This is a genomic window from Thioclava sp. JE_KL1, assembly GCF_009296265.1.
GTDB lineage: Bacteria > Pseudomonadota > Alphaproteobacteria > Rhodobacterales > Rhodobacteraceae > Thioclava.
This window is the reverse complement of the sequence record NZ_WBJS01000006.1, coordinates 232,010-246,547: the sequence shown is the minus strand read 5'-3', so window position 1 is coordinate 246,547 and position 14,538 is coordinate 232,010. Positions and strand designations below refer to the sequence as shown.

Sequence of the window (14,538 nt, the reverse complement as noted above, 5' to 3'; positions counted from 1 at the left end):
TCAAACTATGCCTGATTTTCGAAAGAAAGTTCAAGGCTATATTCCGGGCATGACAGGCAATGTGCCTTTCTCAGACAAGGACGTGAATATGACCGATCCGACACACAAAACGGCCCTCGTAACCGGCGCATCTCGTGGCATTGGGGCTGCAATCGCGGCACGCCTCGCGCGCGAAGGGTTCGACGTCGTCGTCAATTACGCTGGCAGCGAGGTCGCCGCAGCCGGTGTCGTGCGTAAGATCGAGGCACAAGGAGGCCGCGCCATGTCTGCAAAAGCCGACGTATCAGACGCCTCTGACGTAAAGCGTCTGTTCGATTGTGCCGAGACGAAATTCGGGGGGGTCGATGTCTTGGTAAACAACGCAGGCATCATGAAACTGGCCAAGATCGGAGACAGCGACGACGACCTGTTCGACACACAGGTTGCGGTGAATTTGAAAGGCACATTCAACACCTTACGCGAAGCTTCAACCCGCCTGCCGGACGGAGGCCGCATTATCAACCTGTCCACATCTGTTGTTGGCCTCAAGCTGGAAACATATGGTATCTATGCGGGGCTCAAAGCGGCGGTCGAGACGATGACCAGCATCATGGCCAAAGAAATGCGCGGTCGTAACATCACCGTGAACGCAGTTGCTCCGGGACCGACTGCCACCGCCCTGTTTCTGGATGGAAAGCCTGAAGACCTCGTTCAGAAAATGTCAAAGATGCCGCCATTGGAACGTCTTGGCACGCCAGAAGACATCGCCAATGTAGTGGCGTTTCTTGCGGGGCCCGATGGCGGTTGGATAAACGGCCAAATACTGCGTGCCAACGGTGGGTTGCTTTGAGCAGGGTTCCCCAAACTTGAAACAGAATAGCGCCTTTTTCGCATCTGCCTAACTGTAGGTTTGGTTGAGCGGCTCTCAAAAACCGACGTTGCGTAGTTTCAGCGAAAGCAATGAAACGGGTCAAAGTCTGCTTCGGGGAAGCTGCGATGCAGCACTTGGGCATCTGGTCAATGGCAGCTAAGGGCCGATCGCGACGGGTCCGGTGGTCCCGGGCGGGGAGCGGTTGTTCGCCGCGCCCTGGACGAACGGCGGCGCTTCCAACAGTCGGCGCACCGTAACGCCGGGGGCCGAGTGGCCTTGGCGGCCATTTGTGCGCGATAGAACAGACGTGCGATCCAGTCTTGCAAGCCAGGAAGCGGAGTCGCGGCGGTGCATCGACATGAAGTGATGATTCATCGTCCAGTCGAAAATGCTGTTCCTAGGGTTTGATCCATATTGAAAGATCAACATCCCGAAGTGGTCCTTTTGCCAAGTTCGCGTGAGCTAGCGCGATTCCGATCGACGTAAGCCGTGAGTTTTTAATTGTTGGCTGGTTGTATGTTGCCATTATTTCGGAGATTCTCGGGAGATGGGCATTCATCACGCCTTGGAATTCATCTCCAGTGGGCTGGGAACCGCTAGAGACCTCTTTATACCGTCCGGAGTATTCTCCGTAAATTCCGACTTGCGACAACACCGTTTCAAGTTGAGGCCCGCTGACGGCGAATACTTTTTGGCCGTTGCCATAAGGCGAATCCACAATCAGACCTTTTTGTAACAAATGGTCGTAGTCAGCGAACTTATCACGAAGAGCGGCCTCAGATACGCCCTTTGTGATGATGTCACCATATCTCTGCGAAATTATTCCGAGCGCATCAGTTTGGACTGCGATACCGGACGGCGGGATTAAGCAGCCATGCGCCGCGAGATAGTTCGCGGCTGATTCACTTGTTGAGATGTTGTCTAAGAGCGGCAGACAGACACGCGAAAGAAAGTCTGCAAGTTGTTGAATGTTCATCAGCCCATTGTTTTGAACATTCTGGAAGGTGAAAATCATGCTGAGGGCGTTAAGATCAGAATCGGGAATGGAGCCAACCTTAGCAATTGCATCGTTCAAGGTCAGCGAAAGGCGGCTTCGCTCCGCAATCTTGGATCGCTGCGCCACGAGATCGGTCAGAACCTCCCTTAAGCCCTCGTCGCCGCTTCTAGCGAACGCTTTCTGAGCATCAAGAGTTGCTGCAAGGAAGTCCGGTTCACGAAACGCCTCCGAACGCGTCGTGTCGTCGGTTGCAAAACGTTCCAAAACGCCAGCTTCGAATGCCTTTAGCCGGTCTTCGATTTGTGCTCTAGCGACATTACCCAGCGTTTCAACGTGGGCTGTCAATGCTGAAAGTATCTCCACCATCTGAGCGGGTGAGAGCCCACCGTTGACGGTGACATCGCCTGTTGCCTGAATTGCGGTTGAGCCTTCAGTCGCGTTCTGTTTTTGGCCGCCAAGCATTATTTGATTTTCGTGTCACGGCCGGACTGAATGCCGGTTGAGCCCCCCCGCACGTCCTGATTCTGGCTTTTCCGGGACCGCGCGGCGCGAATGCCCCAAACGCCAAGAACAATTGTCACGATTAGGGCAATTCCCCACAGGATAAGATTTGGTATGTCCATGACACCTCCTGCCGTTGGCGGGAGGCTACACAACTAACCCTGCGGAATCTAGCCCTTCAGCGCAAGGTGGCAGACCCGGAAAAAAGCCGCCTCGTCCGCGTTTTCTCCGTTGCAACCATGACAATGCTGCACCGGGTCACGAACGACCGCTTCCGTCCAGCTGCACCACAGCGACGGCGATAACAATGAAGGTCGGCTCTGGGCCGTTTCCAGCCTTACTGCTGGAAGGTCCCAGAGCAGAAATCCCATTTGCGCCGCAAGAAAGCCGGTGGCTACGAGGCGACGGTTCAGCCCGTGGGCAACGCGACAGTCTTAGTCGAGCCGTCGGCCCATTTCTTGAAGCACTAAGTGCGCTCCATGCCGATGAGCGCGTCTGCCAGGTTCAATTCTAGCTTGACAGCCCGTGCGCAGGCTTATGCTTTCGCCTGCGCACTCATTTGCTTTTTCTGGCTCTTCAACTCACCCGGCTCAGCCGCATTTGGAGTGGCCGCAATCGGCGCAGGTCATGCAGCCTTCGACCATCCGCAGGGCGTAGGAGCCGCAGGACGGGCAGGCTTTGCCGCGGGGGGCTTCGCCGATGGCCATGCGGTCGGCCTCGGGGTCGGATTTCAGGCCCAGCCCTTCGCCTTCGAGGAAGCCGATCGAGATCATGTGACGCTCGATCACGCCGCCGATCGCCGCGAGGATGGAGGGGATGTATTTGCCCTGCATCCAGGCCCCGCCGCGCGGATCGAACACGGCTTTGAGCTCTTCGACCACGAAGGACACATCGCCGCCGCGCCGGAACACCGCCGAGATCATCCGCGTCAGCGCCACGGTCCAGGCGAAATGCTCCATGTTCTTCGAGTTGATGAAGACCTCGAAGGGACGACGGTGACCGCCTTGGACGATATCGTTGATCGTGATGTAGATCGCGTGCTCCGAGCCCGGCCACTTGATCTTGTAGGTCGAGCCTTCGAGCGCCGCGGGACGATCCAGCGGCTCGGTCAGGTAGACCACATCGGCGCCTTCATCGACTTCCGGCGCATCTTCGGAGGTCTCCGACACGCTGAGCACCGAGCCGGTCACGTCGTTCGGACGGTAGGTGGTGCAGCCTTTGCAGCCGGTGTCCCAGGCTTCCATATAGACCGATTTGAACGCCTCGAAGGGGATATCCTCGGGGCAGTTGATGGTCTTGGAGATCGAGCTGTCGATCCATTTCTGCGCGGCCGCCTGCATCCGGACGTGATCCATCGGCGCGAGCGTCTGGGCGTTGACGAAATAGTCGGGCAGCGGTTTGTCCCCGAACTTGTCGCGCCACATCTGCACCGCGTAATCGACAACCTCTTCCTCGGTGCGCGAGCCGTCGGGCTGCAGCACCTTGCGCTTGTAGGCATAGGCGAAGACCGGTTCGATGCCCGAGGACACGTTGCCCGCGTAAAGCGAGATCGTCCCGGTCGGTGCGATGGAGGTCAGCAGCGCATTGCGGATACCGTGCTCGCGGATCGCCTCGCGGACGTCATCATCCATCTGCATCATGTTGCCAGAGGCGAGGTATTTCTCGGCATCGAAGAGCGGGAACGGCCCCTTCTCCTTCGCCAGATCGACCGAGGCGAGATAGCTCGCCCGCGCGATCTGCTTCATCCAGACTTCGGTCTGCGCCGCCGCCTCTTCCGAGCCATAGCGCAGGCCCAGCATCAGGAGCGCGTCGGCCAGACCGGTCACGCCCAGGCCGATACGGCGCTTGTTCTGCGCCTCTTCGCGCTGCTGCTCCAGCGGGAAGCGCGAGGCGTCGACCACGTTGTCCATCATGCGGATGGCAAGGCGCACCATCTCGTCGAGCTGCTTCGGATCCAGACCCGCATCCGCCTCGAACGGGTTCGTCACCAGCCGCGCGAGGTTGATCGAGCCCAGCAGGCACGCGCCATAGGGTGGCAGGGGCTGCTCGCCGCAGGGGTTGGTCGCGGCGATCTGCTCGACATAGTTGAGGTTGTTCATCTTGTTGATGCGGTCGATGAAGATCACGCCCGGCTCGGCGTAGTCATAGGTCGCGCGCATGATCTTGTTCCACAGATCGCGGGCGTTCAGCGTGTGATAGACCTTGTCGCCGTATTTCAGATCCCACGGGCCATCGGCCTTCACGGCCTCCATGAATGCGTCGGTCACCAGCACGGACAGGTTGAACATCCGCAGACGGGCCGAATCCTGCTTGGCGGTGATGAAGCTCTCGATATCGGGGTGATCGCAGCGCATCGTCGCCATCATCGCGCCGCGCCGCGAACCCGCCGACATGATCGTGCGGCACATCGCATCCCAGACATCCATGAAGCTCAGCGGACCGGACGCATCGGCGGCGACGCCCTTCACCTCGGCCCCGCGCGGGCGGATGGTGGAGAAGTCGTAGCCGATTCCCCCGCCCTGCTGCATCGTCAGCGCGGCTTCCTTCAGCATGTCGAAGATGCCGCCCATGTTGTCGGGGATCGTTCCCATGACGAAGCAGTTGAACAGCGTCACCGCGCGGCCGGTGCCGGCACCTGCCGCGATCCGGCCTGCGGGGAGATATTTGAAATCTTCCAGCGCGCCGTAGAATTTCTCTTCCCATTTCGCGGGCTTATTCTCGACCTCGGCCAAGGCGCGCGCGATCCGACGCCAGCTATCCTCGACGGTCGCGTCGATCGGGGTCCCGTCCTGTTCCTTCAGACGGTATTTCATGTCCCAGATCTGTTCGGCAATCGGGGCGGCAAAACGGCTCATGAGGTCCTCGCTGGCAGCAGTTCGAGTGAGGTAAAAATCGAGCGCCCCCTCCGCATATCGTGCGTCGGGGGCGGGCTGACACTATACCTAAGGCCTCTTCGCATGACCAGACGCAAATCGGACATTGCCGTCGCGGGAGCGAAAACCTAATTAAGGGGCATGGGTGACAAAGTGGTGAATCTGATCAAGCTATGCGTCGGCGCCGAGAAGGTCGAAGACCTGATCGCGTGGCAGGCCAGCCGCTATGGCAAAGGCCCGGCTATGCATGTAACGCGCATGTGGCCGAAGCGCGCGGATGAGATCCTGAACGGCGGGTCGCTGTACTGGGTCTTCAAGGGCGCGGTTCTAGCGCGCCAGCGCGTGCTGGAACTGTCGGAAGTGATGGGCGCGGACGGGATCGCGCGCTGCGCCATCGTGCTCGACCGCGAGGTTGTCCGCACGGAGGCCCTGTCGCGTCGCCCGTTCCAGGGCTGGCGCTACCTGAGCCCCGATGATGCGCCCCGCGACCTGCCCAAAGGTCGCGACCGCGAAGAGGCGCTGCCCCGCGAGCTTGCCGTGGCGCTGTCCGAGATCGGCCTGCGTTAAGAGGCGAGCCAGCTTTCCGCGTCTGCCTGCACGGTGAAGATGCGGAACGCGCCACCCTCGCCCTGCATACTCGCCTCGGAGCGCATATCCTCCGGCACGACCAGCGCGCAGCGCCCGGCCTGACCGTCTTCGCAGCTTTGACGCAGCCCGCCGATCAGCTCGGCCATGTAACCGTCGAAGCGCGGCGCGACGACGACCATCATCCGATCCGCGGACCCGACGAGGCGCATCGCCTCGGTCACATCATGTTTAAGAACGGTGCCGGAGGCGATCAGACCGACCACGCCTTCGGGGCTATCTTCCATCGAGTCGATCATCGTGGAATTCCTTTGTTCGAACACCAGAAGGCGAGGCGCTGCGCCCCGCCTATAAGCTGAACGGAAAGATGTTCGCCTGGGTTCCGGCCGCAGGCGGCACCGTCAACAAAGCTTGATCTAGCCGCGCAGCGATTGCACTCGCGCGACGAGCTGCCGGGTGGAGCCGTCCTTGCCCTCGCCCGCATCCTCGCCCTTCAGCACCGGAGCCAGCGCAAGCGCCAGTTCCTTGCCCAGCTCCACGCCCCATTGGTCGAAGCTGTTGATGCCGAGGATCACGCCCTCGACGAACACGCGGTGCTCATAAAGCGCGACGATCCCGCCGAAGACCTCGGGGGTCAGTTTCGGATAAAGCAGCGTGGTCGACGGTCGCGAACCCGGGAAAACGCGGTGCCGCGCCTGACGGTCCAATTCGTCTCCCTCGAAGCCTTTCTTGCGCATGATCTCGGTCGCCTCGGCCAGCGAGCGCCCGCGCATCAGCGCCTCGGATTGCGCCAGACAGTTGGCCACGAGCAGCGTATGCTGATGCGCCAGATCGGGCTCATGCCCCTCGGCGGCGACCATGAATTCGCACGGAATGACCCGCGTGCCTTGATGGATCAGCTGGTAGAACGCGTGCTGTCCGTTGGTGCCCGGTTCGCCCCAGACGACCGGCCCGGAATTGTAAGGCAGGTCCTTGCCATCCATGCTGACGCGCTTGCCGTTGCTCTCCATCTCCAACTGCTGGAGATAGGCCGGCAGCCGTGCAAGCCGTTGATCGTAAGGCAGAACTGCGCGCGTAGCATAGTCGCAGAACTGGTTGTGCCAGATACCGACCAGCGCCAGCAGCACCGGCAGGTTGTCCTTGAATTCGGCCTCGCGGAAATGCGCGTCCATCGTGGCGGCGCCCTTGAGGAAACCCGCGAAACCCTCCGGCCCGATCGCGATCATCAGCGACAGCCCGATCGGCCCCCACATCGAATAGCGCCCGCCGACCCAATCGGCGAAGCCGAAGACGCGGGCCTGATCGATCCCGAAGGCGGCGGTCTTCTCAGCCGAGGTCGAGAGCGCCGCGAATTGCTGCGCCGGGTCCGAGACCTTCTCGGCCATCCACCGCTTCGCGGTCTCGGCATTGGTCATCGTCTCGATCGTGGTGAAGGTCTTGGAGGCGACGATCACCAGCGTCGTTTCCGGGTTCAGACCGGCCAGCGTGTCATGGATATGCGCCCCGTCCACGTTGGAGACGAAATGGCAGCGCGGCCCGTCGTGATAGGGCGCGAGCGCGAGCGTCGCCATCGCCGGGCCCAGATCAGAGCCGCCGATGCCGATATTGACCACATCGGTGATCTCGCCGCCCTGCCCCGTGAACTTGCCCTCGCGGACATCGCGCGCAAACGCTTCCATCCGGGCATAGGTCGCGCGGACCTCGGGCATGACGTTCTCGCCATCGACGAACACATCCGTGTCGAGATTGCGCAGCGCGGTATGCAGCACCGCGCGACCCTCGGTGTCGTTGATCTTCTCACCGGTGAACATCGCCTCGGCGCGGGCCGCGACATCCTTCACCTCGGCCAGTTTCACCAGCAGATCGAGCGTCTCCGCATCGATATTGGTCTTGGAGAAATCGAACAGAAACGGCCCGGTTTCGCGGCTGAAACCGCCTGCGCGATTGTCCTTTTCGAACAATTCTCCGATTCCGCGGGATTGCACGGATTGCGCTTTATCGAGGAGGTCTTGCCAGATGGTCATCGCTTACTCTGCCCAGTTATTCAGCCCAGTGAACGGTCGCGTCCTTGAGAACGGCGCGCACCGGCGCCTGTTCCACAGGGAGCCTTTCGGCTTTTTCGATCGCCTCGCGCTTCTCAGCGCCGGTGATCAGGATATGCGTATACATCGCGTCGCGCAGCACGGGTGCGGACAGTGTGATACGCGGCTCGCCCGCAGCTTCGGCCCGCATCGGCAGCAAGATCGGCGCATCGTTCGACAGCGCCTCTTTCAGCCGGTCGGCGCCCGGAAACAGGCTCGCCGTGTGCATATCCGCACCCATGCCCAGAAGCAGGACGGAGATCGGCAGATGCGGCGCGATGCCTTCGGCCAGTTCTTCCATCTTGTCCTCGGGACGTTCCGCCTCGGCATAGAGCGGTACCAGCGTCGCCGCTGCCGCCCGACCCCTCAGGAGCCGCGCACGGATCAGACGCGTGTTCGAACGCTCCGAGCTCTCGGGCACCCAACGCTCGTCATTGAGGAGCACCGCGACCTTCGACCAGTCCAGATCAATGTCGGAAAGGATGTCGAAGATCGGTCCCGGCGTGGAGCCGCCGGGCACCGACAAGGTCGCGCGGCCCTCGTTGTTGATCGACGCGCGCAACTGGCTCGCGATGCGGTCCGCAAGCCCCATCATCAGCATCTCGCGATCGGGATAACTCTCAAAATTCATTCACGAATCTCCCGCCAGCGGCGTCCGTCGCGATGCATCAGCATCAGCGCGTCATCCGGCCCCGACGCGCCGCTGTCATAGGTTTGAGGTTTGTCGCCACGCGCCTCCCAACCCTCGATGATCGGGTCGGTCCAGGCCCAGGCCGCCTCGACCTCGTCGCCGCGCATGAACAGCGTCTGGTTGCCCCGGATCACGTCCATGATCAGGCGTTCATAGGCGTCGGTGATGTCGGCCTCGTCGCCCAGAGCTTCCGCGAAGGACATGTCGAGCGGCACCTGCACGAGGCGCATCCCGCCCGGCCCCGGTTCCTTGATCATCATCTTCAGGTTCATGCCCTCATTGGGCTGCAGCCGGATCACGAGCACGTTCTCGCGCCACTCGCCCTCGGCGTCGTCGAAGATCTGGTGCGGCGGCTCCTTGAAGGTGATCGCGATCTCGGATGTGCGCGCGCGCAGCCGCTTGCCGGTGCGCAGATAGAAGGGCGTGTTCACCCAGCGCCAGTTCGCGACATGGCATTTCATCGCGATATAGCTCTCGGTCGTCGACTCCGGATCCTCAGCATCTTCGAGATAGCCGGGCGCATCCTTGCTGGCCGCGTATTGGCCGCGCACGATATCGGCGGGCTGGACGGGCTGGAGCGCGCGGATCACCTTGAGCTTCTCGTCGCGCACCGCATCGGGATCGAAGTGGTAGGGCGGCTCCATCGCGATCAGGCACAGAAGCTGCATCATGTGGTTCTGGACCATGTCGCGCATCGCGCCCGACTTGTCATAATACGACCCGCGACCGCCCACACCCACCGTTTCGGCCACGGTAATTTGCACATGATCAACAAATTGGCTGTTCCAGAGCGGCTCGAACAGGATGTTGGCGAAGCGCACCGCCATCAGGTTCTGCACCGTCTCTTTGCCGAGGTAATGGTCGATCCGGTAGATCTGCGTCTCGTCGAAATACTCCGCCAGCGCCGCGTTGAGCGCCTTGGCCGAGGCGAGGTCGCGCCCGAACGGCTTCTCGACCACGATCCGCGCCTCCGGCCCCGCGATACCGCGCGTGTGGAGGCGCTCGGCCAGATCGCCGAACAGCGCCGGAGCCACCGAGAAGTAGAAGGCATTGACGGTATCGTCGCGGACTTTCGACTTCAGATCGTCCCAGCCGCCATCGCCTTTCGCGTCGATCGCGACATAGTCGAGCATCGGCAGGAAGCCGTCCAGCGCGCCTTCGTCGTCGCATTTATTGCCGCCGAATTCGGCGATCGCGGCGCGGGTCTGGTCGCGGAACTCCTCGGGGGTCATCTCCGAGCGCGCGGCCCCGATAATGGTGGATCCTTCGGGAATTTGACCGGCGCAATAGCGGCGAAACAGGCCGGGGAGAATTTTGCGATTGGCGAGGTCGCCAGTGGCGCCGAAAATCACCAGATCGAAACGATCGACGGGAATGACGCGCGAAACCATGGGCTGCTCCGTGTTTGGGGTCCGTTAGCGCTAACGACCCCCTTTTACTCACCTTACCTGAACAAGTCTAGCATGGGAGCGACACGAGACAACGCGAGGGCGCGGATTAAGCGCTCTCACGCGAAAGAAACGCCTCAAGCGCCTGAATTTCCGGCACGATTTCTTCGGCCATACCATCTGCGAAAATCGCGAAATCGGCTCGCGTTTCGGGCGGAACGGACAGAAGGACCGGAAAATCGGAGGCCATCGCCTGCGCGATCAGGTCGCGACACCCGCGCCCTGCGGCCTCCTGTTTGCCGAATTTGTTGAGGATCACGATGGCGCCCGGTGGCGCCGTTTCGAGCGCATGACCGACCTGGGCGACGACCTCTTCGAGCGCGCCCGCATCGAGCGAACAGGCCCCCGCGCCCTGCCCCAGATCCTGCGAGATCGTGCGGGTTTCGCCCTCGGGCAAAAGGCGCAGATGCATCTCGCATTCGAAGCGCTGCGGCACCTCGGCGCGCACCATGCCGATCACGTCGCGCCCTTGCGACAGCAGCCTTTCGGCGAGCTGGGCAAGGAGCTTGTCGGCCGCGCCGCGCTCTTGGCATGTGATGAACCCGATCATTGCGCCTGTTTGGCGAGGCTTTCGCGGGCGGTCAAGGGGCGACACCCGGACACGCAGCGCGAGATTACGTCGCCAGCGCCTTGCCGAAGCGCGGCAGACGCGCGCGTTTCATCAGCGCCCGGATCGGCTGCGGCTCGCCCGACAGGCGCTCGGCTTCGGAACGGACGGCCTCGGTGATGGCGCGCATCTGCTCGGGATGCTCGGACAGAAGCTGCCAGAGGAAGCCGTCCGGATCGCGCCGCTCCAGCCCCTCGCCCGCCAAGGTCCCGCGCGGAAAATCCTGCGCGTTGAATGTGAGGATCGCATCGGCACTGCCCGCAATCGCCACCGCCAGCACATGAAGGTCATTCTCGTCGGGCAGCACCAGCCGCGCCTCGATCCCCGGCTGGGCGGAAATCTCGGCTTTCGGGAACCCCGCCCGCAGCAGCGCGATCTCGCCGCGCGCGATGGCCTCGTCGGCAGGCGCGCGGCGGGCCGCCGCACGCGCCCATTCCTCGAGGATGCGCGCCGACCAGAGCGGACGGTAGAGCCCCGCCTTCGCCGCCCCGATCAAGATCTCGCGCAGCACCGTCGGGTAGAGCACGCAGGCATCGAGCACGACCCGCATCAGTCGAGCCGGAAGAACAGGGATTTCAGATAGCCCGATTCCGCTAGCTGCGGCAGCATCGGGTGATCGGGCCCGGCATAGCCGGTATGGATCAGCTGCGCCGACCGCCCTGCCTTGCCGATGCCGCGCGTGCAGGCTGCGCGGAATTGCGACAGATCGGCGGCATGCGAGCAGGAGCACAGCACCAGATAGCCGCCCGGCTCGACCAGCGGCGCGGCCATCCGAGCGATCCGCTCATACGCGCGCAGCCCCGCCTGCAGTGCGGGCTTGGCGGGCGCGAAGGCGGGCGGATCGCAGATCACCAGATCGAAGCGCTCCCCTTCCCGGCTCAAAGCGTCGAGCGTGTCGAAGGCATCGCCCTGCCGCGTGGCGAACCGGTCCGCCATGCCCATCGCGGCCGCACCCTTGGTCGCAAGATCCAGCGCCGGAGCCGAGGCATCGACCGACAGCGCCGAGGTCGCACCACCTGCCAGCGCGGCCAGCGCGAAGCCGCCCACATGGGAGAAGACATCGAGGACTCGCGCGCCCTCCGCCAGCCGTGCGGCGAAAGCATGGTTCGGGCGCTGATCATAGAACAGCCCCGTCTTCTGCCCGCCCAGCAGATCGGCGAGATAGATCGCGCCATTCATCGGCACCTCGACCGGCGCCTCGATCCCACCGCGCAGGGTGAGCATTTCCTCGTCCAGCCCTTCGAGCGTACGCGCCCGCCCTGCCGCGTTCTTGATGATCGTCGTGACGCCCGTGACCTCGGCCAGCGCGGCCTCAAGATCGGCGATCATTATTTCCGACCATGCCGCATTCGGCTGGATCACCGCCGCATCGCCGAAACGGTCAATAATGACGCCGGGCAGCCCGTCCGCCTCGGCATGGACCAGACGATAGAACGGCGCATCGAACAACCGCGCACGCATCTCCAACGCGCGGGACAGCTTCGCCGCGATCCAGTCGCGGTCAATCACCGCCTCCGCGTCGCGGCTCATCACACGACCGATGATCTTGGAGTTCGGGTTGACCGTCACCGTAGCCAGCGGACGGCGCTCGCCATCCTCCAACGTCGCGATCGTGCCGGGCGCCAGCGCCTTGGTGCGCCGGTCCGTCACCAGCTCATCGGCATAGACCCAAGGAAAGCCGTGGCGGATCGCGCGGGCCTCGGCCTTCGGGCGCAGCCGAACGGTCGGGCGGGTGGCGGTGTCTTCGGACTGGCTCATCGGATGCTCCTTGCGCGCGCTGTCTCAAGCGCCGCCTTCCTAGCGCCAAGCGGCGGTGCGCGAAAGCCCTCGCGCTTGCCGCATCCCCGCTCTGCCCCAGATAATCGACAAAGAGAACGGGTTGCGACGTTAGCGCTAACATGATAGCGAAGAGGCGACCGCGATCCGCGCCCGCTGCGCGAGCGGCCCGCTAGGGCTGCATGTTCCGCATCAGATGCATAGCAAGGAAAGGCCCCGCCGATGACCCTCGATGCCACAATCGCCCGTGTGACCGACCGAATCCGCGCCCGCTCCGAAGGCCCGCGCGGCGACTATCTTGCCCGGATGCAGGCGGCTGCCGATGCAGGCCCCGCCCGCGCGCATCTCAGCTGCGGCAATCAGGCCCACGCCTATGCCGCGATGGGCGAGGACAAAGACGCGCTCGCGGCAGAGCGCGCGCCGAATGTGGGCATCGTGACGGCCTATAACGACATGCTCTCGGCGCACCAGCCTTTCGAGACCTTCCCGCAGACGATCAAAGCCGCGCTGCGCGAAGTCGGCGCCACGGCGCAGGTCGCGGGCGGCGTTCCTGCGATGTGCGACGGGGTCACGCAGGGCCAGCCGGGGATGGACCTGTCGCTCTTCTCGCGCGACGTGATCGCGATGGCTGCGGCGGTTTCGCTGAGCCACAACACCTTCGACGCGGCGCTCTACATGGGCGTCTGCGACAAGATCGTGCCCGGCCTGATCATGGCGGCGGCGACCTTCGGCCATATCCCGGCGATCTTCATCCCCGCCGGGCCGATGACCACCGGGCTGCCCAACGACGAGAAAGCCAAGGTCCGCCAGCAATTCGCCGCGGGCGAAGTTGGCCGCGATGCGCTCATGGCAGCCGAGATGGCCTCCTATCACGGCCCGGGCACCTGCACCTTCTACGGCACCGCAAACACCAACCAGATGCTGATGGAGTTCATGGGTCTGCACCTTCCGGGCGCGTCCTTCGTGAACCCGAACACGCCGCTGCGCGAGGCGCTGACGGTCGCAGGCGCGAAACGCGCCGCCGAGATCACCGCGCTTGGCAACGACTACCGCCCGGCCTCGGAAGTGCTCGACGAGAAAGCCTTCGTGAACGGCATGGTCGGTCTGATGGCGACGGGTGGGTCGACCAACCACGTCCTGCACCTGCCCGCGATGGCACGCGCCGCCGGGATCGTGCTCGATCTGGAAGATTTCGACGAGATTTCCTCGGCCGTGCCGCTGATGGCGAAAGTCTATCCGAACGGCCTCGCCGACGTGAACCACTTCCACGCGGCGGGCGGGCTGCAATTCATGATCCGCCATCTGCTGGGTGCGGGCCTACTGCATGAGGATGCGAAGACCGTCGCGGGCGACGGCCTCACCCGCTACACCCAGGAGCCGAAGATCACCGAGGGCGGTCTGATCTGGGAAGAGTCCGACCCCGAAAGCCAGAACGAGAAAATCCTCCGCAAGCCCGCCGATCCGTTCCAGAAAACGGGCGGCCTGAAGCAGCTCGAAGGCAATCTCGGGCGCGGCGTGATCAAGGTCTCCGCCGTCAAGCCCGAGCGCCATGTGATCGAAGCGCCGGTCCGCGTCTTCAAGGAACAGCACGAGGTGAAGGACGCCTTCAAGAACGGCGAGTTCACCTCGGACACGATCGTCGTCGTGCGCTTCCAAGGGCCGAAGGCGAACGGAATGCCGGAGCTGCACTCGCTCACCCCGACCCTCGCAGTGCTGCAGGATCGCGGCCTGAAAGTCGCGCTGGTCACCGATGGCCGGATGTCGGGCGCCTCGGGCAAGGTTCCGGCGGCGATCCATGTCTCGCCGGAGGCCGCCGATGGCGGACCGCTTGCGAAGCTGCAAGACGGCGATATGGTGCGGCTCGACGCGACGACGGGCGAGCTGACCTGCCTGACCGAAGGTTTCGAGAGCCGCACGCCGGTCGTGCCCGACCTCAGCGGCAACCAGTTCGGCCTCGGCCGCGAGCTGTTCGGCGCCTTCCGCACCCATGTCGGCCCGTCCACCAAAGGCGCCTCCGTGGTGCTGTGAGTTTTCTTGCCTCCGGCGGGGATATTTGTACCAAGGCGAAGACAGGGGTCTGCTTTCGGCTTGGCGATAAATATCCCCCGCGGAGCGTCCTGCCCTCTCCG

Annotated in this window: 12 protein-coding genes; 3 read left to right on the top strand and 9 right to left on the bottom strand. The window is 63.1% G+C overall.

Annotated features, from left to right (window positions below; all coding sequences use genetic code 11):
- Nucleotides 1–7 precede the first annotated feature (7 nt).
- Nucleotides 8–829 carry an SDR family oxidoreductase gene (locus F8R15_RS13435; protein WP_253732583.1) on the top strand — a complete coding sequence of 274 codons (822 nt, stop codon included), beginning with the start codon at nt 8–10 and terminating at the stop codon, nt 827–829.
- A 418-nt stretch (nt 830–1,247) separates the two neighbouring features.
- Here the strand turns inward: F8R15_RS13435 and F8R15_RS13430 are convergent, their stop codons facing one another.
- Together F8R15_RS13430 and F8R15_RS13425 are read right to left on the bottom strand one after the other, a co-directional pair.
- Nucleotides 1,248–2,309 carry an LPO_1073/Vpar_1526 family protein gene (locus F8R15_RS13430; protein WP_152844902.1) on the bottom strand — a complete coding sequence of 354 codons (1,062 nt, stop codon included), beginning with the start codon at nt 2,307–2,309 and terminating at the stop codon, nt 1,248–1,250.
- Nucleotides 2,310–2,938: 629 nt separating this feature from the next.
- On the bottom strand, nt 2,939–5,203 hold the full coding sequence (locus tag F8R15_RS13425) for an adenosylcobalamin-dependent ribonucleoside-diphosphate reductase (RefSeq protein WP_152844901.1): 2,265 nt from the start codon (nt 5,201–5,203) through the stop codon (nt 2,939–2,941).
- A 159-nt stretch (nt 5,204–5,362) separates the two neighbouring features.
- Between F8R15_RS13425 and F8R15_RS13420 the strand changes: the two genes are divergently transcribed.
- Entirely contained in the window at nt 5,363–5,788 is a 426-nt protein-coding gene (locus F8R15_RS13420) for a DUF1489 family protein (RefSeq protein ID WP_152844900.1), read from the top strand.
- Here the strand turns inward: F8R15_RS13420 and F8R15_RS13415 are convergent.
- The 7 genes from F8R15_RS13415 to F8R15_RS13385 form a co-directional block, all read right to left on the bottom strand.
- A complete protein-coding gene (locus tag F8R15_RS13415) occupies nt 5,785–6,105 on the bottom strand; it encodes a hypothetical protein (RefSeq protein ID WP_152844899.1) in 321 nt (106 codons plus the stop codon). The genes F8R15_RS13420 and F8R15_RS13415 overlap by 4 nt on opposite strands.
- A gap of 117 nt (nt 6,106–6,222) precedes the next feature.
- Nucleotides 6,223–7,830 carry a glucose-6-phosphate isomerase gene (pgi, locus tag F8R15_RS13410; RefSeq protein WP_152844898.1) on the bottom strand — a complete coding sequence of 536 codons (1,608 nt, stop codon included), beginning with the start codon at nt 7,828–7,830 and terminating at the stop codon, nt 6,223–6,225.
- Between the two features lie 16 nt (nt 7,831–7,846).
- Nucleotides 7,847–8,518, bottom strand: coding sequence for a 6-phosphogluconolactonase (gene pgl, locus F8R15_RS13405; RefSeq protein ID WP_152844897.1), 672 nt, complete (start codon nt 8,516–8,518; stop codon nt 7,847–7,849).
- Nucleotides 8,515–9,969, bottom strand: a complete 1,455-nt coding sequence (gene zwf, locus F8R15_RS13400; RefSeq protein WP_152844896.1) for a glucose-6-phosphate dehydrogenase — start codon at nt 9,967–9,969, stop codon at nt 8,515–8,517. Before zwf ends, pgl begins: the two co-directional genes overlap by 4 nt.
- 106 nt (nt 9,970–10,075) lie before the next feature.
- Complete coding sequence (locus tag F8R15_RS13395; RefSeq protein ID WP_078601750.1) at nt 10,076–10,576, bottom strand: DUF2478 domain-containing protein; 501 nt, start codon at nt 10,574–10,576, stop codon at nt 10,076–10,078.
- 64 nt (nt 10,577–10,640) lie between these two features.
- The gene (locus tag F8R15_RS13390; RefSeq protein WP_078547709.1) at nt 10,641–11,183 is read right to left on the bottom strand and encodes an RSP_2648 family PIN domain-containing protein; all 543 of its coding nucleotides are present in this window, start codon (nt 11,181–11,183) and stop codon (nt 10,641–10,643) included.
- Complete coding sequence (locus F8R15_RS13385) at nt 11,183–12,391, bottom strand: RSP_2647 family RNA methyltransferase (protein ID WP_152844895.1); 1,209 nt, start codon at nt 12,389–12,391, stop codon at nt 11,183–11,185. Before F8R15_RS13385 ends, F8R15_RS13390 begins: the two co-directional genes overlap by 1 nt.
- A gap of 240 nt (nt 12,392–12,631) precedes the next feature.
- Between F8R15_RS13385 and edd the strand changes: the two genes are divergently transcribed.
- Nucleotides 12,632–14,437 carry a phosphogluconate dehydratase gene (gene edd / locus F8R15_RS13380; protein ID WP_152844894.1) on the top strand — a complete coding sequence of 602 codons (1,806 nt, stop codon included), beginning with the start codon at nt 12,632–12,634 and terminating at the stop codon, nt 14,435–14,437.
- Nucleotides 14,438–14,538 lie beyond the last annotated feature (101 nt).